Below are 21,043 nucleotides of genomic sequence, written 5' to 3' on the forward strand. Positions count from 1 at the left end.
CCGTGGGACCCTGGACGCATGCCCGAAGGTGACACGGTCTGGCAGGCCGCGCGGCGGCTGCACGAGGCCCTCGCGGGCAAGGCGCTGACCCACAGCGACTTCCGGGTTCCGAAGTACGCGACGGTCGACCTCACCGGCCGTACGGTGCTGAACACGATCCCGCGCGGCAAGCACCTGCTGACCCGGTTCGAGGGCGACCTGACCCTGCACACCCATCTGCGGATGGAGGGGGCGTGGCAGGTGTACGCCACGGGCGAGCGCTGGCGGGGCGGGCCTGCGCATCAGATCCGGGGGGTCCTCGGCACCGCCGACCGCGCGGCCGTGGGTTACCGCCTCCAGGTCCTGGAGCTGCTGCGCACGCACGACGAGGAGCGGGTCGTCGGCCATCTCGGCCCCGACCTGCTCGGCCCGGACTGGGACGCCGAGCGTGCCCTGGCCAACCTCCTCGCCGACCCCGCCCGCCCGCTCGGCGAGGCCCTGCTCGACCAGCGCAACCTGGCCGGGATCGGCAACATCTACAAGAGCGAGCTGTGCTTCCTGCTCGGCGCGACCCCCTGGCTGCCCGTCGGCGCGCTGCCGGCGGACCGCGCCGAGAAACTGCCCCTGCTCGCCAAGAAGCTGCTGGAGACGAACCGCGACCGCCCGGTCCGCCAGACCACGGGCCTGCACCGGCACGACCTGTTCGTCTACGGCCGCGCACCCCGCCCCTGCCTGCGCTGCCGTACGCCCGTCCGCGTGGCCGACCAGGGCGACGGCTCCCGGGCCCGCCCCACCTACTGGTGCCCCACCTGCCAGACGGGCCCGGCACCGGCGCCCGGACCGTCCCACCACCGCCCCCGCCGTTCCGCCTGACGAGTCCCCAGTCCGTCTGACGGCCCGTCACGCGTCGAACCCGTCGGCAGGAAAGCCGACGCTTCCCAATAATTGACGGATCGTCAGAAACGCTCGTACGTTCGCTGCATGGCCCTCACCGCGTACGACCTCACCGGACGCACCGCGTTCATCACCGGAGCCGCCGGTGGCATCGGCCGGGCCTCGGCCGTCCTGCTCGCCGAGGCGGGCGCGACGGTGCACTGCGCCGACCGGGACGCGGACGGCCTGCACGGCACGGCCGCGCTGATCAAGGACCGCGGCGGCACAGCCCTCGTACACGTCCTGGACGTCACCGACCGGACGGGGCTCGCCGAGGCCGTACGGTCCTGCGGGCGTCTGGACGTGCTCGCGGCGATCGCCGGGATCATGCACAGCAGCCCGGTGCTGGACACCCGTGACGAGGATCTCGACCGGGTTCTGAACGTCAACTTCAAGGGCGTGCTGTACGCCTGCCAGGAGGCGGCCCGGCTGATGCTCGCCCAGGGCACCCGGGGCAGCATCGTCACCATGGCGTCCGGCGCGGTCGACACCGGCGGACCGGGGCTGCTCTGCTACGGCGCGGCGAAGGCCGCCGTGGTCCAGCTGACCAAGACGCTGGCCACCGAGGTCGGCCGGCATGGCATCCGGGTCAACGCGGTCGCGCCCGGCTGGATCCGCACTCCCATGACCGAGCGTCATGACCGCGAGGCGCAGGCGCACGCCGAGGGCACGATGGCGCGGATGGCGCCGCTCGGCCGGGTCGGCGAGCCGGCCGAGGTCGCTCACGCGGTGCTGTATCTGGCGTCGGATGCCTCGTCGTTCACGACGGGTCAGATACTTCGTCCGAACGGGGGTGTGGCGATGCCCTGGTGACGTCCCCGGTCCGCCAGGCCGCCACCCAGCGCCCCCTCGACAGCGCCCCGGCCGCCTGCCCCTTGGGCACACAGTGCACGGGCAGCACGCTCAGCCCCCACCCACCGGCCACGACGGCTCCTTCCACCACCCCTGGGCCCTGCCCCAGCGCGAGCCGCAGCACGGCCCACCACCACACGACCGTGAGCCCCAGCCCGAGCGCCCAGCGCACTGTCCGCGCCACCATGGCCGCCATCACCTCCTGCGGGACGCTAGACCGCCGCCTGTCCGGCGCGGGAGGCGCATCGCGGGCTCACCGATGCACATCGTCGAGCCATGGTCGAGCCACCTGAGACAGCACGTCGAGCATGTCTGGTCGGATCGCTAAGCGTTCTCCGCCTGGAACATCCAGTGATGCTTCTCCAGGTCCGCCGTGATCCCGATGAAGATGTCCTGGGACACCGGATCCGGTGCCCCCGTCGCCTCCACCCGCTTCCGCATCCGGGTGATCACCGCGCCGAGCGCGTCCACCATCGCGCCGACCGCGTCCCCGTCCTTGATCCAGCCCGCCGGAGTGGTGCCGATACCGCTGCCGGAGGACACCGTGGCCGCGCGTCCGTCAGGTGGGACACCGAGGGCCGAGGCCCGCTCGGCCACCGTGTCGGAGTGGGTGCGCGCGGAGGCGACGACCTCGTCGAGCTGAAGGTGGATGGACCGGAACCGGGGCCCGACGACGTTCCAGTGGATCTGCTTGGCGACCAGCGAGAGATCCACCAGATCGACGAGGGCACCCTGCAGCGCCTCGGACACGGTCTTCAGATCCGCGTCGGCCAACGGGCTCTTCACGACGTACATCCGCTTCCTCCGGTGCTTCGGCGCCGTCACGTCCCTCCACCATGACCGCACCGCACAAACCCGGCAAACGGACGCAAGCCGACCGGCAATGACAGAGCCCCGGTGGACTCCCCCAGGTTTCCCTGGAGCAGCCGGCCGGGGCTGTCACTCGTATCGGATCGCTAGGCCGCGTGCGCGAACCTCACGCGGCGACCACGTCCACCGCCTCCGCGGGTGCCTTGATGGTCACCCGTTCCGGGGGCACACCGGTCACCGACACCGAACCCAGCATCGGACGGACCGGGGTGGGCACGGGCTCGGTGGCCGCGGCGGACTGGGCCAGCTCGGCGAGCGCCAGCTCGTCGCTCACTTCTCGCATGAGTTCCGACATCCGTACGTCCAGCGCGTCGCAGATGGCGGCGAGCAGCTCGGAGGAAGCCTCCTTCTGCCCCCGCTCCACCTCGGAGAGATAGCCGAGTGAGACTCGGGCGGACGAGGAGACTTCGCGCAGAGTACGGCCCTGGCGTTGGCGCTGCCGACGCAGCACGTCACCCAGCAGGCGACGGAGCAGAATCATCGGTGGCTCCCTCCTCGGACCGCGTAGCCGCATCCTTCTCGCCCCACCGTACCGCCTCGCGCCGCGGCCGTGCGGGGAGCGATGTCGTGTTCACTCAGGGCTGCAAACATCAAAACCCCCCGTTCCGTTCCGTATCCTGTGCCCGCTCATTTCCGGTCTGTTCGTCCGCAAGCCGCTCCAGGAGCAGTGCGAGTACGCTCCGTACACTCTCCATACGAATTTCCGCACGGCTGCCGTTCAACCGCAGAGCCTCCACTTTTCCGCCACCGGCAGAACCTGGGCGGCCGGTGAACGGCCCGTCGGCGGCCACGAACACCGTCCCGACGGGCTTGCCGTCCTGCGGGTCGGGGCCGGCGACCCCGGTGGTCGCGAGGCCCCAGTCGGCGCCCAGGGCCTTGCGCACCCCGGCCGCCATCTGGGCCGCGACCTGCGGATCCACCGCTCCCTGTCGCTCCAGCAGGGCGGTGTCGACGCCCAGCAGCTCGCGCTTCAGCTCCGTGGCGTAGGCGGTGACCGAGCCCCGGAACACCTTGGACGCTCCGGGGACTCCCGTGATCTCCGCCGCCACCAGGCCACCGGTGAGCGACTCCGCGACAGCGAGGGTCTCGCCCCTCACTGTCAGTAGTCGCACCAGTTCGGTGGCCGTGGAACTCACGCTTCCTCATCCTCCAACGCTGCCGCCCGCTCGGCGATTCCCCGGCGGCGCAGCACAATGGCTTGTCTTACGTAGTCGAGACCGGTGACGACGGTGAGGACGACCGCCACGGCCATCACCCAGAACCGCAGAGTCGCCAGCCACCCCGTCAGTGCCAGGACGTACATCCCGACTGCCACGCCCTGGGTGAGCGTCTTGAGCTTGCCGCCCCGGCTCGCGGGGATCACGCCATAGCGAATGACCAGAAAACGCAGCAGTGTGATGCCGAGTTCCCGGCCGAGGATCACCACGGTGACCCACCACGGCAGATCGCCCAGGGCGGACAGACAGATGAGCGCCGCCCCCATGATCGCCTTGTCGGCGATGGGGTCGGCGATCTTCCCGAAGTCGGTGACCAGGTTGTAGGTGCGCGCCAGATGCCCGTCGAACAGGTCGGTGATCATGGCGATGGCGAAGGCCGCCCAGGCCAGCGAGCGCCAGGCCGGGTCATAGCCGCCGTTCGCGAGCATCAGCGCCACGAAGCCGGGCACCAGGACCAGCCGGAGCATGGTCAGCAGATTGGCTACGTTCCAGACGCTGGCCTGGTTGACGGCCGCAGCCGTGATCTTCCCGCCGCGCGGGGGCTTGCCACCGCTGTCGGCACCTGGAGCTGAACCGGAGACCTCGGACCGGGCGCCGTCGGCAGCCGCGGCGGAACCCCGAGGGCCCTGTGCGCCGGAGGAGCCGCCCGCGGCGGATGCCGGGACTCCGGTCATCTGCCCGCCTCCTCACTACACGCGAGCGAGCCGGCCAGCGGCTCGGCCACCAGGTCGACACCTTCCGTACCGACCACCTTCGCCTCGACCATACGTCCGACGCTCAGGCCTTCGCCGCTCGTGAGCAGGACCTGGCCGTCGGTCTCGGGCGCCTGGTGCGCGGCGCGGCCGTACACGCCCTCTTCTTCGTCGACGGACTCGACCAGGACGCGCACGGTCTCGCCGACGCGCTCCTCGGCGCGCTGCGAGACGAGCTCCTCGGTGAGCCGGGAGATGTGCGCGAGCCGCTCGGCGACGACGTCCTCGTCCAGCTTGTCGCCGTACGTCGCCGCCTCCGTGCCCTCCTCGTCGGAGTAGCCGAAGACACCGATGGCGTCCAGGCGGGCGCCGGTCAGGAAGCGCTCCAGCTCCGCCAGGTCGGCCTCGCTCTCGCCGGGGAAGCCGACGATGAAGTTCGACCGCACGCCGGCCTCGGGGGCCTTGGAGCGGATCGTGTCGAGCAGCTCCAGGAAGCGGTCCGTGTCGCCGAAGCGGCGCATGGCACGCAGCACGGCGGGCGCGGAGTGCTGGAAGGACAGGTCGAAGTACGGAACGACCTTGGGGGTCGAGGTCAGGACGTCGATGAGCCCCGGGCGCATCTCGGCCGGCTGCAGATAGCTCACCCGCACCCGCTCGATGCCGTCGACCTCGGCGAGCTCCGGCAGCAGGGACTCCAGCAGGCGGATGTCGCCCAGGTCCTTGCCGTAGGAGGTGTTGTTCTCGGAGACCAGCATGATCTCCTTCACGCCCTGTTCCGCCAGCCACCGCGTCTCGTTCAGGACATCGCTGGGACGCCGCGAGATGAAGGAGCCGCGGAAGGAGGGGATGGCGCAGAAGGAGCAGCGGCGGTCGCAGCCGGAGGCGAGCTTGACCGAGGCGACCGGGGAGCCGTCCAGCCGGCGGCGCAGGGGGGCGCGCGGGCCGGAGGCGGGCGCGACGCCCTCCGGGAGGTCGGCCGGGCCGTGGCCGGGCAGCGCGACGGCGGCGGCCGATTCCTGGCGCTCGGCCGGGCTGATCGGCAGCAGCTTGCGGCGGTCGCGCGGGGTGTGGGATGCGTGGATGCCGCCGGACAGGATGGTCTGCAGGCGGTCGGAGATGTCCGCGTAGTCGTCGAAGCCGAGCACGCCGTCGGCCTCGGGCAGGGCCTCGGCGAGTTCCTTGCCGTACCGCTCGGCCATGCAGCCCACCGCCACGACGGCCTGGGTTCTGCCATGGTCCTTGAGGTCGTTGGCCTCCAGGAGGGCGTCGACGGAGTCCTTCTTCGCGGCCTCGACGAAGCCACAGGTGTTGACCACGGCGACGTCGGCGTCCGCGGCGTCCTCGACGAGCTGCCAGCCGTCCGCCTCCAAACGGCCTGCGAGCTCCTCCGAGTCCACCTCGTTGCGGGCGCAGCCGAGAGTGACGAGTGCGACGGTACGGCGTTCAGGCATGGGCTCAAGACTACTTTGTCTCACTGACAGCCCACGTCGACGGGGTCAGGGCCTCCCCGGCGGATCATGCCGGAGTCGCGAAGGCCCGCACGCACTCCCCCAGAGGGGGCACCCCCAGCGGCGTTGTCGTCAGTCGCCGGCTCCCCCACGCTCGAACGGGGCTCGCGCCGGGAGGACCCCCGCGCGTCGCCCGCCGCGGCAGCGGCTGATGTCACGGCCTCCTCCGCCGTGCAGCTGCACGCACCAGCCCTCGCTCAGGCAGGCCAGGAGGCACCGTCATCTCCGGCCGGCCCGGTCCGCCGGGCAGACCCTGCCGATCTTGGCCAGCCCCGTCACATCCGCTCTCCCGAAGGGCCCCGCTCACCCGGCCACCGGATCACCCTTCGTGTACGTCAGGCGCTCCACAGCGCCCGGCTGGAAGTTGTCGTCGATCTTCTTGCCGTTGACGTACAGCTCGATCGCGCCGGCGTCGCCGAGGATCAGGTTGATCTTGGAGCTGTCCTGGAAGGTCTTGGACTCGCCCTTCTTCAGCAGCCCGTCGAAGAGCATCCGGCCGTTGTGGTCCTTGGCCGAGATCCAGCTGCGTCCGTTCGGCGCGCTGACCTGCACGGTCACTTTGTCCTGCGGGGCCGCGGCGATGGCGCTGTCGGAGGGCGCGCCGGTCGGCGCGGCGGGCTTGGCCTTCGTCGGCGTGGGCGAGGCGGGCTTGGTGGTGGAGGACGTGGCTCCCTCGGCGACCTGCGTCTTGGAGCTTCCGCCGTCGCCGCCCTTGAGGGCGGTGAAGCCGACGAAGCCGATCACGACGACGATCGCGGCGACCATGGCCGCCGTCCAGTTCGGCCCGCGCCGCTCCGGGCGGATCCGCTCCGCCTCGAACAGCGGGGCCGCCGGAGTGGGCGCGGGTCGCCCGCCGTGCTCGGCGTCGTACTGGGCGATCAGGGGCGCGGAGTCGAGGTGGACGGCCTTGGCCAGCGTGCGGATGTGCCCGCGCGCGTACACGTCGCCGCCGCAGGGGGCGAAGTCGTCCGCCTCGATGGCGTGCACGATGGCGATACGGACACGAGTGGCACTGCTGACGTCGTCCACGGTGAGCCCGGCCGCGATCCGCGCCTGCTGCAGGGCGCGGCCCACGGAGACACGGGGTTCCTGGGACTCGTCTGGGAACGGACGCTCGTCTTCAGGGGAGTTGCCGATGGACACGGGGGCGCCTTTCGAGCGTGTAGCCACCTGTGCTGGAAGCTCAGTCTAGGGGGGGTACGAAAGGGTGGGGCAACCGGGCGGTCGGACCTTTACGCCATCGGAATGGCCGGTCGTCCCGACGGCCGGACAGGCAGATGTCCCATGGTGGGACGCCTGCCCGTCCTCTCGCTCAACTTGACGTACCACAAAGGGAAACGGTTGCCCGCCGATCTCTAACGGGTGGGTCACGACGATCCGGCCACCCGGCGTAACCCGTGTCCGCCGGACGGCCCTTCGCACTACCTACCCGTCAGACTCCCCGCGGATCACCGCCAGCACGCCGTCCAGCTCGTCAGGCTTCACAAGAACGTCACGTGCCTTGGAGCCCTCGCTGGGCCCCACGACGCCCCGGGACTCCATGAGGTCCATGAGCCGCCCGGCCTTGGCGAAGCCCACGCGCAGCTTGCGCTGGAGCATGGAGGTCGACCCGAACTGCGTGGAGACGACCAGCTCGGCCGCCTGGCACAGCAGGTCGAGGTCGTCGCCGATGTCCTCGTCGATCTCCTTCTTCTGCTTGGTGCCCACCGTGACGTCGTCCCGGAAGACCGGCGCCATCTGGTCCTTGCAGTGCTGGACGACGACCGCGACCTCGGCCTCGGTCACGAACGCGCCCTGCATGCGGGTCGGCTTGTTCGCCCCCATCGGCAGGAACAGGCCGTCGCCCTTGCCGATCAGCTTCTCGGCGCCGGGCTGGTCGAGGATGACCCGGGAGTCGGCCAGCGAGGAGGTGGCGAAGGCCAGCCGAGAGGGCACGTTGGCCTTGATCAGACCGGTGACCACGTCGACCGACGGCCGCTGGGTGGCGAGGACCAGGTGGATGCCGGCCGCGCGCGCGAGCTGCGTGATGCGCACGATCGCGTCCTCGACGTCACGCGGCGCGACCATCATCAGGTCGGCCAGCTCGTCCACGATCACCAGCAGGTACGGGTACGGCTGGAGCTCGCGCTCGCTGCCCTCGGGCAGCTTCACCTTGCCGTCACGGATGGCCTGGTTGAAGTCGTCGATGTGCCGGAACCCGAACGCGGCCAGGTCGTCGTAGCGCAGGTCCATCTCACGCACGACCCACTGCAGCGCCTCGGCGGCCCGCTTGGGGTTGGTGATGATCGGCGTGATCAGGTGCGGGATGCCCTCGTACGCGGTCAGCTCGACGCGCTTGGGGTCGACCAGGATCATCCGGACGTCCTCCGGGGTCGCCCGCATCATGACCGAGGTGATCAGGCAGTTGATGCAGGACGACTTACCGGAGCCGGTGGCGCCGGCGACCAGCATGTGCGGCATCTTCGCCAGCGAGTGCATGACGTACCCGCCCTCGACGTCCTTGCCGAAGGCGACCAGCATCGGATCGTCGTCCTCGGCGGACTCCGCGAGCCGCAGCACGTCGCCGAGGTTGACCATCTCCCGGTCGGTGTTCGGGATCTCGATGCCGACCGCGGACTTGCCGGGGATGGGGCTGATGATCCGCACGTCCGGGCTGGCGACCGCGTACGCGATGTTCTTGGTCAGCGCGGTGATCCGCTCGACCTTCACGGCGGGGCCGAGCTCGACCTCGTAGCGGGTGACCGTCGGGCCGCGGGTGAAGCCGGTGACGGCCGCGTCGACCTTGAACTCGGTGAAGACCTGGGTGAGCGAGGCGACGACGGCGTCGTTGGCCTCGCTGCGTGCCTTGCCGGGGCCGCCACGGGTGAGGAGGTCCAGCGACGGCAGCGCGTACGTGATGTCTCCGGAGAGCTGGAGCTGCTCCGCGCGCGGGGGCAGGTCCCGGGGCTCGTCGGGGGCTTTCTTGGTCAGGTCGGGGACGATCCCGGGCTTGAGCTGCTCCTGCTTGGGGCGCGCGGCCGGCACCGGCGAGGGCGCGGGAGCCGGCGCGGGCTCGGGAACCGGCGCGGGCTCGGGCGTGGGCGTCGGTGTGGGCACCGGGGTGGTCTCTTCGCGTCCCCCGATGCTGACGCCCTGCGTGAGGTCGGCGACCAGCGGGGAGGGCGGCATGCCGTGCAGCACGGCGCCGTCGAGCGCCGCAGCGGCGGCCGCGGCGACGTCCACGGCGTCCATCTGACGGTGCGGATCCGGCTGGGGCACCGCGGAGCGCCTGGGACGGCCACGGCGCCGCGAGAGGGCCTCTTCCTCGGCGCTGTCGGGGTCGTACGCCTGAGGGGCGCCCGAGCGCCTTCGGGGGCGCGCGGGCAGCGCCTCGCGCCACTGCTCGTCGTAGCGCTCGTCGTCCTCGGTGTACTCCTCGGCCTCGTGGTCGTGCAGCACCCCCAGGCGCACGCCGAGCGCCCGCAGCCGCTGCGGGATGGCGTTGACCGGAGTGGCGGTCACCACGAGCAGCCCGAAGATCGTCAGCAGCACCAGCAGGGGTACGGCGAGCACATCGGTCATGGTGTACGTCAGCGGGGTCGCCGCCGCCCAGCCGATGAGGCCGCCGGCGTCCCTTATGGCCTGCATGCCGTCGCTGCGCGCGGGCGAGCCGCAGGCGATGTGGACCTGTCCGAGCACGCCGATGACGAGGGCGGACAGACCGATCACGATCCGTCCGTTGGCCTCCGGCTGCTCCGGGTGCCGGATGAACCGTACGGCGATCGCCGCGAGCAGTATCGGCACCAGCAGGTCGAGCCGGCCGAAGGCGCCCGTGACGAGGATCTCCACGAGGTCGCCAACCGGGCCCTTCAGGTCGGCCCAGGTGCCGGCGGCGACGATCAGCGCGATGCCGAACAGCAGCAGCGCGATGCCGTCCTTGCGGTGGGCCGGGTCCAGGTTCTTCGCACCCTGCCCTATGCCGCGGAAGACGGCGCCGACGGCGTGCGCGAGGCCCAGCCAGAGGGCGCGCACGAGCCGGTACACGCCCCCGGTGGGGCTGGGCGCCGGCTTCGGCGGAGCCGCCTTCTTCGCCGGGGCCCTCTTGGCGGGCGCCTTCTTGGCCGGGGGCCTCTTCGCTGCGGCCTTCCTCGCCGGAGCCTTCGCGGGAGCGGCCGCCTTCTTCGCGGGCTGCTTCTTGGCTGCGGAGGGACGTGAGGCCATGGGTGTGAGGTTACCGGGGGAGACGACAGCGGACACGTGTGCCCACAGCTTCACCCGTTCGTGTCGCCCTTGCGGGGATCCGGAACTGACGCACGCTCATGGCCAATCGCCGGACGGGAGTACGTCAGTTCTGCGCCGGCACCGTCGAACCGCCCGGACCGGCGCCCGGCTCCAGGGCGTCCAGCGCGCGCCGCAGCCCGGTGAGTTTGCGCTCCAGATGGGCCGCCGTGGCCACCGCGGCCGCATCTGCCGAGTCGTCGTCCAGCTGCTTGGACAGTGCCTCGGCCTGCTCCTCGACGGCCGCGAGCCGCGCGGACAGCTCGGCGAGCAGCCCGGCCGACTCCTTGCCACCGACCGCACCCTTGGCGCCGCCCTCCAACTGCAGCCGCAGCAGCGCCGCCTGCTCGCGCAGCTGGCAGTTCTTCATGTACAGCTCGACGAAGACCGAGACCTTCGCGCGCAGCACCCACGGGTCGAACGGCTTGGAGATGTAGTCCACCGCGCCCGCCGCGTAGCCCCGGAAGGTGTGGTGCGGGCCATGGTTGATCGCCGTGAGGAAGATGATCGGGATGTCCCGGGTCCGCTCGCGCCGCTTGATATGCGCGGCGGTCTCGAAACCGTCCATGCCCGGCATCTGGACGTCCAGCAGAATGACCGCGAAATCGTCCGTGAGCAGTGCCTTGAGCGCTTCCTCCCCGGACGATGCCCGCACCAGCGTCTGATCGAGCGCCGAGAGGATCGCCTCCAGCGCCAGCAGATTCTCCGGCCGGTCATCGACCAGGAGGATCTTGGCCTTCTGCACCATGGCCCGCCCTCCTCGCCCCGGCGGTACACCGGGCGCCGCCCCAGGGGACGACTCCCTTTCGCCGCCCGTCCTTGTGCCGGTCATCGTAGCCGCACCCCGCCCGTCGCCACACCCTGTCACCGCGATGTCACTGTGCACATAGCGGAAACGCGGCGGGAGACCGGATGGTTCCCGGAATCCCACATTCCCATACGTGCGCAGCACCCCTTGAGTTGTACGTTCGCAGCCACCTCACACAGGCAACTCCCGACGCCCGCCGGAGATTCCCCGAGTGTTCACATCCCGGCGGACCGCCGCCGTCACCGGCCGGCCATCCACTGCTGCATCACGGCCAGCAGATGGTCCGGGTCGACCGGTTTGGTCACATAGTCCGAGGCGCCCGACTCGATCGCCTTCTCCCGGTCGCCCTTCATCGCCTTCGCCGTCAGCGCGATGATCGGCAGCCCGGCGAACTGCGGCATCCTGCGGATCGCCGTGGTCGTCGCGTACCCGTCCATCTCCGGCATCATGATGTCCATCAGCACGACCGCCACGTCGTCGTGCTGCTCCAGCACCTCGATGCCCTCGCGGCCGTTCTCTGCGTACAGCACCGACAGGCCGTGCTGCTCCAGCACGCTGGTCAGCGCGAACACATTGCGGATGTCGTCGTCGACGATCAGCACCTTCTCGCCGCCGAAGCGCACCGCGCGCGCGGGGTGCGGCGCGCCCTCCTGCTCGGGCACCGCCCACTGCTCCGGCCGTGGCTCGCCCTGCGGCAGACCGCGGCGCCGGCGCCGGAAGAGCGCCGCGGGACCGTTCTGCGTCTCCCGGTACGACTTCACCTCGGCCGGCATCTCGATCTCCACCGCGGACAGCTCCGAGGACTGCCCGGACTCGGAGGCGAGCAGCTCGCCCGCCCCCAGCGGGGGCACGGACTGCTGGTAGCCCTGCGGCGGCAGTTCGCTCGGGTGCAGCGGCAGGTACAGCGTGAACGTCGAGCCGCGGCCCGGCTCGCTCTGCGCGTGGATCTCACCGCCGAGCAGCTGCGCGATCTCCCGGGAGATCGACAGGCCCAGGCCGGTGCCGCCGTACTTGCGGCTGGTCGTGCCGTCCGCCTGCTTGAACGCCTCGAAGATCACCCGCATCTTGCTGGCCGCGATGCCGATGCCCGTGTCCGTCACCGAGAACGCGATCAGCGGCCCGTCCGGATCGGTCAGCGAGCCGGCCTCCAGCAACTGCTCACGGATGCCCACCGGGACATCCGCTCCGGCCGGCCGGATCACCAGCTCCACCGACCCCGAGTCGGTGAACTTCACCGCGTTCGACAGCAGGTTGCGCAGCACCTGCAGCAGCCGCTGCTCGTCGGTGTGCAGGGTCGCGGGCAGCTCCGGCGAGACCCGCACCGACAGGTCCAGGCCCTTCTCCGCGGTCAGCGGGCGGAAGGTGGCCTCCACGTAGTCCACGAGCTGGACGAGCGCGATCCGCGTCGGCGAGACGTCCATCTTGCCCGCCTCGACCTTCGACAGGTCCAGGATGTCGTTGATCAGCTGGAGCAGGTCGGAACCGGCGCCGTGGATGGTCTCGGCGAACTCGACCTGCTTCGGCGAGAGGTTGCCCTCGGCGTTGTCGGCGAGCAGCTTGGCCAGGATCAGCAGCGAGTTGAGCGGGGTGCGCAGCTCGTGCGACATGTTGGCGAGGAACTCGCTCTTGTAGCGCATCGACACCGCGAGCTGCTCGGCGCGCTCCTCCAGGACCTGCCGGGCCTCCTCGATCTCGGTGTTCTTCACCTCGATGTCGCGGTTCTGCCGGGCCAGCAGCTCGGCCTTCTCCTCCAGTTCGGCGTTGGAGGCCTGCAGCGCCTTCTGCCGGTTCTCCAACTCGGCCGACCGCTCGCGCAGTTGCTCGGTCAGCTCCTGCGACTGCTTCAGGAGCAGCTCGGTCTTGGTGTTGACCGAGATGGTGTTGACGCTGGTCGCGATCATCTCGGCGATCTGATTGAGGAAGTCCTTCTGGATCTGCGTGAACGGCGTGAAGGAAGCCAGCTCGATCACGCCGAGCACCTTGCCCTCGAACAGCACCGGCAGCACGATCACCTGCGCGGGCGGGGCCTCGCCGAGCCCGGAGGAGATCTTCAGATAGCCGCTGGGCGCGTCCGAGACCAGGATCGTCCGCTTCTCCTCCGCGGCCGTGCCGACCAGCGCCTCACCGGGCCGGAACGACGTCGGCATGGAGCCCATCGAGTAGCCGTACGAGCCCAGCATCCGCAGCTCGTAGTTGTCCTCGCCGTTGCCCACGGCCTTACCCTCGACCAGCGGCATCGCCAGGAAGAACGCGCCGTGCTGCGCGGACACCACCGGCGTCAGCTCGCTCATGATCAGCGAGGCCACGTCCTCCAGGTCCCGGCGGCCCTGCATGAGGGCGGAGATGCGGGCCAGGTTGCCCTTGAGCCAGTCCTGCTCCTTGTTGGCGATCGTGGTGTCGCGCAGGTTGGCGATCATCTTGTTGATGTAGTCCTGCAGTTCCTGGATCTCGCCGGACGCGTCCACGTCGATCTTCAGGTTCAGGTCGCCACGGGTCACCGCGGTCGCCACGCGCGCGATGGCACGCACCTGCCGGGTCAGGTTCCCGGCCATCTCGTTCACCGACTCGGTCAGGTCCCGCCAGGTGCCGTCGACGTCACGCACGCGTGCCTGGCCGCCGAGCTGCCCCTCGGTGCCCACCTCGCGCGCGACGCGCGTGACCTCCTCGGCAAAGCTCGACAGCTGATCAACCATCGTGTTGATCGTCGTCTTCAGCTCAAGGATCTCACCGCGGGCGTCAATGTCGATCTTCTTGGTCAAGTCACCCTTGGCGATGGCCGTGGTGACCATGGCGATGTTGCGCACCTGACCGGTCAGGTTGGACGCCATCTGGTTCACGGACTCGGTCAGGTCCTTCCAGGTGCCGGCCACACCGGGAACGTGCGCCTGGCCGCCCAGGATGCCGTCCGTGCCCACCTCACGGGCCACCTTGGTGACCTGGTCGGCGAACGAACTCAGCGTCTTCACCATGGTGTTGATGGTGTCGGCGAGCTGCGCGACCTCACCGCGCGCCTCGATCGTCACCTGCCGCGTCAGGTCACCGTTGGCCACGGCCGAGGCCACCTGGGAGATGTTGCGCACCTGCATGGTCAGGTTGTTGGCCATCAGGTTGACGTTGTTGCTCAGGTCCTTCCAGATACCGGTGACACCCTGCACGTGCGCCTGGCCGCCCAGGATGCCCTCGGTGCCCACCTCGCGGGCCACCCTGGTCACCTGCTCGGCGAAACTGGACAGTTGATCAACCATGGTGTTGACCGTCGTGACCAGCTCAAGAATCTCGCCCTTGGCATCAACAGTGATCTTCTTGGACAGGTCGCCCTTAGCCACCGCCGTCGTGACCTCGGCGATGTTGCGCACCTGGATCGTCAGGTTGTTCGCCATGAAGTTCACGGACTGCGTGAGGTCCTTCCAGGTGCCGGAGACACCCTGCACCTCGGCCTGGCCGCCCAGGATGCCCTCCGTACCCACCTCACGGGCCACCCGGGTGACCTCCTGGGCGAACGACGACAGCTGGTCCACCATCGTGTTCAGGGTGTTCTTCAGCTCCAGGATCTCCCCGCGCGCGTCCACGGTGATCTTCTGGGAGAGGTCACCGCGGGCCACGGCGGTGGCGACCTGCGCGATGTTGCGCACCTGGGCGGTGAGGTTGCCCGCCATGCCGTTCACGGAGTCCGTCAGGTCCCGCCACACACCGGCGACACCCGGCACCTGCGCCTGACCGCCCAGGCGCCCCTCGGTACCCACGTCGCGCGCGACCCGGGTCACCTGATCGGCGAAGGCGGACAGTTGATCAACCATCGTGTTGATCGTGTTCTTCAGCTCAAGAATCTCGCCGCGCGCGTCGACGTCGATCTTCTGCGACAGGTCGCCGTTGGCCACCGCCGTGGTCACCTGGGCGATGTTGCGCACCTGGGACGTCAGGTTGCCGGCCATGAAGTTGACGGAGTCCGTCAACTCCTTCCAGGTGCCCGACACGCCGTCCACCCGGGCCTGACCGCCGAGGCGGCCCTCCGTACCCACGTCCCGGGCCATCCGCGTGACCTGGTCGGCGAAGCTCGACAGCTGGTCCACCATCGTGTTCACGGTGTTCTTCAGCTGGAGCATCTCGCCGGAGACGTCGACGGTGACCTTCTGCGACAGGTCGCCGTTGGCCACCGCCGTGGTCACCTGGGCGATATTGCGCACCTGCCCGGTGAGGTTGCGGAATGCAGTGTTGACGGAGTCGGTCAAGTCTTTCCAGGCACCGGCCGCGCCCGGCACCTGCGCCTGACCGCCGAGCTCACCCTCGACACCGACCTCCCGGGCCACCCGGGTCACCTCGGCACCGAACGCCGACAGCTGGTCCACCATCCCGTTGACGGTGTTCTTCAGCTCCAGCATCTCGCCGGCGACGTCCACCGTGACCTTCTGCGACAGATCACCGCTGGCCACGGCCGTCGTCACGGCGGCGATGTCCCGCACCTGCGTGGTCAGGTTCCGGAAGACCGTGTTGACCGAGTCGGTCAGGTCCTTCCAGGTACCAGCCGCGCCCGGCACATTCGCCTGACCGCCGAGCCGCCCCTCCGCGCCGACCTCGTTCGCCACGCGCGTGACCTCGTCCGCGAAGATCCGAAGCGTCTCGGTCATCTGGTTGATCGTCTCAGCCAGCTGAGCAACCTCGCCACGTGCCGGAACAGTCACCTTCTGCGACAGATCACCGTTCGCCACAGCGGTCGTGACCTGCGAGATCCCACGCACCTGCGCGGTCAGGTTGCCCGCCATCGTGTTGACGGAGTCGGTCAGCTCCTTCCACACACCGGCCACCTCGGGCACCTGCGCCCGGCCGCCCAGGATGCCCTCGGTGCCCACCTCCCGGGCCACCCGCGTGACCTCGGAGGAGAACGCCGACAGCTGGTCCACCATCGTGTTGACGGTGTTCTTCAGCTCCAGCATCTCGCCCGCGACATGCACGGTCACCTTGCGTGACAGGTCACCCTTGGCGACCGCCGTGGTCACCAGCGCGATGTCCCGCACCTGCGCGGTCAGCCGGTCCGCCATCGTGTTGACGGACTCCGTCAGGTCCTTCCACGAACCCGACATCCCGCGCACCTGGGCCTGCCCGCCCAGCTTGCCCTCGGTCCCGACCTCGCTGGCCACGCGCGTGACCTCGTCGGTGAACGTCGACAGCTGGTCCACCAGGTTGTTGACTGTACGGCCGACCTTCAGGAACTCACCCCGCAGCGGATGCCCGGCGCCGGCGTCCTGCGCCTGCGTACGCAGCTCCATCCGGGGCGACAGATCGCCCTCGGCGACCGCCGTCAGCACCCGGCTGACCTCCGACACCGGCCAGACGAGGTCGTCCACCAGCGCGTTGGAGGCGTCGATGGCGGACGCCCAGGAGCCCTCGCAGGCCCCCGTCTCCAGCCGTTCCGTGAGTTTTCCCTCACGCCCCACCATGCGCCGTACCCGGGACAGCTCACCGGTCAGATGCAGGTTCCGGTCGGCGACCTCGTTGAAGACCGCCGCGATCTCCGACATCACACCGTCCCCGGAGACGGTGAGCCGCTTACGGAAGTTTCCGTCACGCATCGAGACGAGAGCCGCCAGCAGCCGGTTCAGGGCAGCCGTGTCCACGGCGGTGGTGCCGCCGGTCCTGCCCAGGGACGGTCCGCCTTTCGCGCGCGTCTTCGTGCCACGCGTCGCCGCGCCAGACTCCACTGTGTCCCTCCCGGAGGGGTAGACCGCCTACTGCTCTGCTCCGTGCTCGGCCGCTTCGGCCACCGGCGTGCCGGTCATCGGCATACCGGATACTTCCGCGTACCTGTTACCACTGCGTATTTCTGCCAGACGAGATCCGGCCACACCAGAGGCTGCTGCCCGCCGTACACGGAACGCACGCAGCCCGGCCCGACCTTCATCAGAAGCTTGCCCAGTGTTTCACCCAGTCCGAACCAGGCCATAACAGTTCGGCAGCTTCGCACATCGCCCGCACACCGTGGGGGGTGAACACCGGCAACCGGCATCCGTTCGGACCGCGAAGGTAAGTAACCTTGCATGCGGCTGTCCAGCCGCACCGGTCCGTCCGGCCTGGGCGGTGGCACGAGCACGAGCGGGCATCGGAGGGGCGGCCGCAGAGACCATGACCACCGGAGTCATCCCCGGGGGACAGCCCCCGGAGCCACAGCCGACCGGCGAGCTGCTGCCCCGGCAGCGAAGCGAGCCGGCCGGCCCCGCCGCCCTGCACGTCGACAACCGGCCGAGGAGTTCTGTGATCACCGCGCGCGCGGCCGCCACCTTCGAGCCCGTCGGGCGATCGGTCGCGACCGCCCGGTCCTTCGTCCGCGACACCCTCCAGGGCTGGGGTTTCGCCGACATCGTCGATGACGCCGTCGTCCTCACCAGCGAACTGGTGACCAACGCCGTCGTCCACGCCGGCACACACGCGGACGTGCTCTGTCTGCGCACCGAGGAGGGCGTGCGCATCGAGGTCTCCGACCGCTACCCCGAGCGCGAGGTCCCTCTCCAGAGCGCCGCCTCGACCATGGGCAGCCCCGACCGCGAGGGCGGCCGCGGCCTCCAGCTGTGCGCGGCCCTCGCCGCCCGCTGGGGCGTGGACTACACCCCGACCCACAAGAACGTCTGGTTCCAGCTGGACCTCCCCCAGCGCCCGGTCGGCACCCGCACCGCCGGCCCGTCCCTGCCCGCCGAGCTCCTCCCGCTCGCCGACGGCCGGGTCCGCGTCGCCGTCCTCCAGGTCGACCGCAAGGGCACCGTCACCGCCTGGAACGAGGACGCCGAGGAACTCTTCGGATACTCGGCGGCCGAGGTCATCGGCAAGCCCCTCACCGAACTCGCGGCCTGGCCGCACACCCCCGGCACCAGCACCGGCGTCGCCGAGGCCCTCCAGCTCTCCCGCTGGGAGGGCAGCTACGGCATCCGCGGCGCCGACGGCCGGGTGGCCCCGGTCTACGCCTCCCATCTCAGGGTCCGCGACACCGGCGGCGAGCCCTCCACCGTCTGCCTCCTGGTACGGGACCACGAGCGGGCCGTCCTCCAGACACCGCCGCGCGTCCCGGCCGACCAGAGCCAGTCCGCCGACGGCCAGAGCGCCGACCCCTTCGAGGTGTTCATCGGCTCCCCCGCCCCGGACGACCTCGACGGCCTCCTGCAGCGCACGGTGGAACGCGCGCGCGACATGCTCGACGGCGACTCCGCCTTCCTGCTGCTCGCCACCGACGACGAGACCGAGCTGGAGGTCCGCGCCTCCACCGGACTGCCCTCCGCCCGCCAGCGCTTCGCGCGCGTGCCCGTCGAAGCGGGCCCCGGACGCTACGGCTCCGCGCGCATGCCCGCCGTCCACGACGACCTCACGGCCGTACCCGGCGCCGTACCCCTCCTGTCCGGCACCGGCATGCGCTCGGTCGTCACGGTCCCGCTGAAGGTCGAGGGCCGCCTCACGGGCTCCCTCGGCGTCGCGGCCGAGGCACCCGGCAGATACTCCAACGAGGAGGCGCTGCGCCTGCAGTTCGCCGCCGACCGCATCGCCCTGGCCGTCGAGTCGGCCCGCCTCGGCGAACTGGAACGCCTGCGCCGCGGCTCCCTCAGCTTCCTGGTCGAGGCCTCCGACCTGCTGGCCGGCACGCTCGACCGCGACCAGACCCTGGCCCTGATGGCCCAGATGACGGTCCCGACCCTGGCCACCTGGTGCGCCGTCTACACGATCGCCGACCAGGCCTCGGACCCGTATCTGTCGTACGTCCTGCACGAGGACGAGGAACTCATCGACGGCATCAAATCGCTGCTGTCGAAGATCGCCCCGCCGGACCCGGTACCCACCCCCGGCGCCCGCGTGTGGACCATCCCCGCCGAGGTGGCGCACCAGGCGGCCCTGCGCACCTCCATGCGCACCCTCGGCCTGTCCGGTGGCCCCACGCACCGGGTCTCCTCGGCGATCGGCCCGACCCTCGCCACCGCCTCCGCGGTCGGCGGCGAGACGGTCGTCCTGCCGCTCGTCGCCCGCAACCGCGTCATCGGCATGCTCGTCCTCGGCAAGCCCACCGACGAGCACTTCCGCCAGGAGATCCTGGAACTGGCCGAGGACCTCTCCCGCCGGGCCGCGCTCGCCCTGGACAACGCCCGCCTCTACTCGGAGCGCACGGCCATCAGCCAGGCCCTCCAGCGCAGCCTCCTGCCGCCCGGCACCCCGCACATCGACGGCGTCGAGGTCGAGGTCATCTACCGCGCGGCCGGCGAGGGCAACGAGGTCGGCGGCGACTTCTACGACCTCTTCCCGATCGGCAACGGCGCCTACGGCTTCGCCATCGGCGACGTCTGCGGTACGGGCCCCAACGCGGCGGCGGTCACCGGCCTCGCCCGGCACGCCCTGCGCCTGCTGGCCCGCGAAGGCCTCTCCGGCCCCGCGGTCCTGGAGCGCCTCAACTCCGCGATCCTGGACGAGGGCGACCGCAGCCGCTTCCTGACCCTCCTCTACGGTGAGATGCGCCCGCAGGAGGACGGCAGCGCCGAACTGAAGGTGGTCTGCGCCGGCCACCCGCTCCCGCTGCGCCTGCGCCAGGACGGCACGGTGGTCACGGCCGCCGAACCCCAGCCGCTGCTGGGCGTCATCGAGGACCTGGAGCTGTACGAGGAGACGGTCACCCTGGACCCGGGCGATGTGCTGCTCTGTGTCACGGACGGGGTCACCGAACGCCGTGAGGGCACCCGCATGCTGGGCGACGACGGCCTCGCCGACGTTCTCACCACCTGCACGGGCCTGACGGCCGGCGCGGTCGCGGCTCGCATCATGCGCGCGGTGGAGCGCTTCGCGTCCGACGCCCCGTCGGACGACATGGCGATTCTGGCGATGCGGGTGCCGGGAATCCACCAGGAGGTGTGAAAGCACGAAAAAGGCCCCACCCGAGGGGGTGGGGCCTTTTTGCTGGAGCCCCCAAACGGAATCGAACCGTTGACCTTCTCCTTACCATGGAGACGCTCTGCCGACTGAGCTATAGGGGCCTGTCGTTTTCGAGGTTTCCCTCGCGGCGACGAAGAAACTGTACCCCGAACTGGCCCGACTTCCCAAATTCGTTCGGGCTCCGATCAGAAGGCGGGCTGCAGCAGTCCGCCGAGCGCGTTGCACGCGGAGACGATGCGCTGCATCTCCCGCTTGGTGAGTGCGGCGTCCACGGGCAGCGCGAGCGTCTCGTCGGCGGCCAGCTCGGTCTCGGGCAGCGACACGCACTGCCGGAACTCCGGCAGCCGGTGCACGGGCGTCTTGACCGGCACCCGGCACTCAACTCCCCTGGCCCGCAGGGCCCGTGCGAAGGCGTCCCGGTCCGGCCGGCCGTTCCCCGGCACCCGCACGACGTACTGCTGATACGTGTGCCCGTCGCCGCCGTCCGGCGTCGTCACGCCCTTGAGCTTGGCGTCGAGGTAGGCGGCCCGCTGCCGGCGCTGAGCTATCTCGTCGTACGGCGCCTCGGATTCGCCCTGCTCCAGCACCAGCAGACCCTGCCGCTGTCCCAGCGCGTGCAACCCCCCGATGTCCGCCCGCCGTCCGAACCGGTGCACGGCAACGACCGCCGCGGTACGAGGAGTTACGGCCGCCTCGACGGCGCCGAGGGCCAGGCAGTAGGTCACCGGGTCTATGTCGGCGAACACCGGAAGGGCACCGGCCAGGGTCACGGCCTCGGCGACTTCGACGTTCCCGAAGGCCGGCACGACGACCTCGTCGCCCACACCGACGCCGGCGGCCCTGAGCATTGCAGCAGTTCCCATGTGCTGGATGCTGGGCGCGCAGGGTGAACGACACGTTAAGGACAACGTAAAAAGGCCGGACCCCGAACCGAAGTTCAGGATCCGACCTTTTTAGAAGAATTGTTCGGCGGCGTCCTACTCTCCCACAGGGTCCCCCCTGCAGTACCATCGGCGCTGTGAGGCTTAGCTTCCG

The 21,043-nt window shown here is 70.3% G+C and carries 14 protein-coding genes and 1 tRNA gene; 3 read left to right on the top strand and 12 right to left on the bottom strand.

The features are described 5' to 3' along the window. Positions 1-18 precede the first annotated feature (18 nt). Together LE548_RS33120 and LE548_RS33125 are read left to right on the top strand one after the other, a co-directional pair. Positions 19-852 (top strand): DNA-formamidopyrimidine glycosylase family protein, encoded by an 834-nt coding sequence (locus tag LE548_RS33120; protein WP_225100699.1) that lies wholly within the window; start codon positions 19-21, stop codon positions 850-852. 108 nt (positions 853-960) lie between these two features. Next, positions 961-1,725, top strand: a complete 765-nt coding sequence (locus tag LE548_RS33125; protein WP_225100700.1) for an SDR family NAD(P)-dependent oxidoreductase — start codon at positions 961-963, stop codon at positions 1,723-1,725. Here the strand turns inward: LE548_RS33125 and LE548_RS33130 are convergent. The 10 genes from LE548_RS33130 to LE548_RS33175 form a co-directional block, all read right to left on the bottom strand. Continuing rightward, positions 1,673-1,951 (bottom strand): hypothetical protein, encoded by a 279-nt coding sequence (locus tag LE548_RS33130; protein WP_225100718.1) that lies wholly within the window; start codon positions 1,949-1,951, stop codon positions 1,673-1,675. The genes LE548_RS33125 and LE548_RS33130 overlap by 53 nt on opposite strands. 137 nt (positions 1,952-2,088) lie before the next feature. Further along, the gene (locus LE548_RS33135) at positions 2,089-2,559 is read right to left on the bottom strand and encodes a Dps family protein (RefSeq protein ID WP_225100719.1); all 471 of its coding nucleotides are present in this window, start codon (positions 2,557-2,559) and stop codon (positions 2,089-2,091) included. Between the two features lie 181 nt (positions 2,560-2,740). Then, positions 2,741-3,115, bottom strand: coding sequence for a helix-turn-helix domain-containing protein (locus LE548_RS33140; protein WP_053666341.1), 375 nt, complete (start codon positions 3,113-3,115; stop codon positions 2,741-2,743). 109 nt (positions 3,116-3,224) lie between these two features. Beyond that, positions 3,225-3,770, bottom strand: coding sequence for a CinA family protein (locus LE548_RS33145; protein WP_225100701.1), 546 nt, complete (start codon positions 3,768-3,770; stop codon positions 3,225-3,227). Next, entirely contained in the window at positions 3,767-4,525 is a 759-nt protein-coding gene (gene pgsA, locus LE548_RS33150; protein WP_225100702.1) for a CDP-diacylglycerol--glycerol-3-phosphate 3-phosphatidyltransferase, read from the bottom strand. The genes LE548_RS33145 and pgsA overlap by 4 nt, the downstream gene beginning before the upstream one ends. Continuing rightward, entirely contained in the window at positions 4,522-5,994 is a 1,473-nt protein-coding gene (gene rimO, locus LE548_RS33155; protein WP_225100703.1) for a 30S ribosomal protein S12 methylthiotransferase RimO, read from the bottom strand. Before rimO ends, pgsA begins: the two co-directional genes overlap by 4 nt. Positions 5,995-6,354: 360 nt before the next feature. After that, positions 6,355-7,194 carry a helix-turn-helix domain-containing protein gene (locus LE548_RS33160; RefSeq protein WP_225100704.1) on the bottom strand — a complete coding sequence of 280 codons (840 nt, stop codon included), beginning with the start codon at positions 7,192-7,194 and terminating at the stop codon, positions 6,355-6,357. A gap of 282 nt (positions 7,195-7,476) precedes the next feature. Next, positions 7,477-10,251 (bottom strand): DNA translocase FtsK, encoded by a 2,775-nt coding sequence (locus LE548_RS33165; protein ID WP_225100705.1) that lies wholly within the window; start codon positions 10,249-10,251, stop codon positions 7,477-7,479. Positions 10,252-10,375: 124 nt separating this feature from the next. Then, entirely contained in the window at positions 10,376-11,056 is a 681-nt protein-coding gene (locus LE548_RS33170; RefSeq protein ID WP_225100706.1) for a two-component system response regulator, read from the bottom strand. A gap of 299 nt (positions 11,057-11,355) precedes the next feature. Next, positions 11,356-16,812, bottom strand: a complete 5,457-nt coding sequence (locus LE548_RS33175) for a HAMP domain-containing protein (RefSeq protein WP_225100707.1) — start codon at positions 16,810-16,812, stop codon at positions 11,356-11,358. Positions 16,813-17,233: 421 nt separating this feature from the next. Between LE548_RS33175 and LE548_RS33180 the strand changes: the two genes are divergently transcribed. Continuing rightward, complete coding sequence (locus LE548_RS33180; protein ID WP_225100708.1) at positions 17,234-19,990, top strand: SpoIIE family protein phosphatase; 2,757 nt, start codon at positions 17,234-17,236, stop codon at positions 19,988-19,990. Between the two features lie 43 nt (positions 19,991-20,033). On the opposite strand, the gene LE548_RS33185 is transcribed toward LE548_RS33180, so the two are convergent. Together LE548_RS33185 and LE548_RS33190 are read right to left on the bottom strand one after the other, a co-directional pair. Further along, a tRNA-Thr gene (locus LE548_RS33185) sits at positions 20,034-20,109 on the bottom strand. Positions 20,110-20,193: 84 nt separating this feature from the next. Continuing rightward, the gene (locus LE548_RS33190; protein WP_225100720.1) at positions 20,194-20,856 is read right to left on the bottom strand and encodes a DegT/DnrJ/EryC1/StrS family aminotransferase; all 663 of its coding nucleotides are present in this window, start codon (positions 20,854-20,856) and stop codon (positions 20,194-20,196) included. Positions 20,857-21,043: the final 187 nt, after the last annotated feature.

The organism is Streptomyces sp. CoH27, from assembly GCF_020181035.1.
GTDB lineage: Bacteria > Actinomycetota > Actinomycetes > Streptomycetales > Streptomycetaceae > Streptomyces > Streptomyces camelliae.

Excerpts from the sequence above, each read along its gene's own strand:
- LE548_RS33130 (WP_225100718.1), bottom strand. The coding sequence starts at position 1,951 with ATGGTGGCGCGGACAGTGCGCTGGGCGCTCGGGCTGGGGCTCACGGTC.
- LE548_RS33165 (WP_225100705.1), bottom strand. The coding sequence starts at position 10,251 with ATGGCCTCACGTCCCTCCGCAGCCAAGAAGCAGCCCGCGAAGAAGGCG.
- pgsA (WP_225100702.1), bottom strand. The coding sequence starts at position 4,525 with ATGACCGGAGTCCCGGCATCCGCCGCGGGCGGCTCCTCCGGCGCACAG.
- LE548_RS33180 (WP_225100708.1), top strand. The coding sequence starts at position 17,234 with ATGACCACCGGAGTCATCCCCGGGGGACAGCCCCCGGAGCCACAGCCG.
- LE548_RS33135 (WP_225100719.1), bottom strand. The coding sequence starts at position 2,559 with ATGTACGTCGTGAAGAGCCCGTTGGCCGACGCGGATCTGAAGACCGTG.
- LE548_RS33140 (WP_053666341.1), bottom strand. The coding sequence starts at position 3,115 with ATGATTCTGCTCCGTCGCCTGCTGGGTGACGTGCTGCGTCGGCAGCGC.
- LE548_RS33190 (WP_225100720.1), bottom strand. The coding sequence starts at position 20,856 with ATGCTCAGGGCCGCCGGCGTCGGTGTGGGCGACGAGGTCGTCGTGCCG.
- LE548_RS33120 (WP_225100699.1), top strand. The coding sequence starts at position 19 with ATGCCCGAAGGTGACACGGTCTGGCAGGCCGCGCGGCGGCTGCACGAG.
- LE548_RS33125 (WP_225100700.1), top strand. The coding sequence starts at position 961 with ATGGCCCTCACCGCGTACGACCTCACCGGACGCACCGCGTTCATCACC.
- rimO (WP_225100703.1), bottom strand. The coding sequence starts at position 5,994 with ATGCCTGAACGCCGTACCGTCGCACTCGTCACTCTCGGCTGCGCCCGC.
- LE548_RS33170 (WP_225100706.1), bottom strand. The coding sequence starts at position 11,056 with ATGGTGCAGAAGGCCAAGATCCTCCTGGTCGATGACCGGCCGGAGAAT.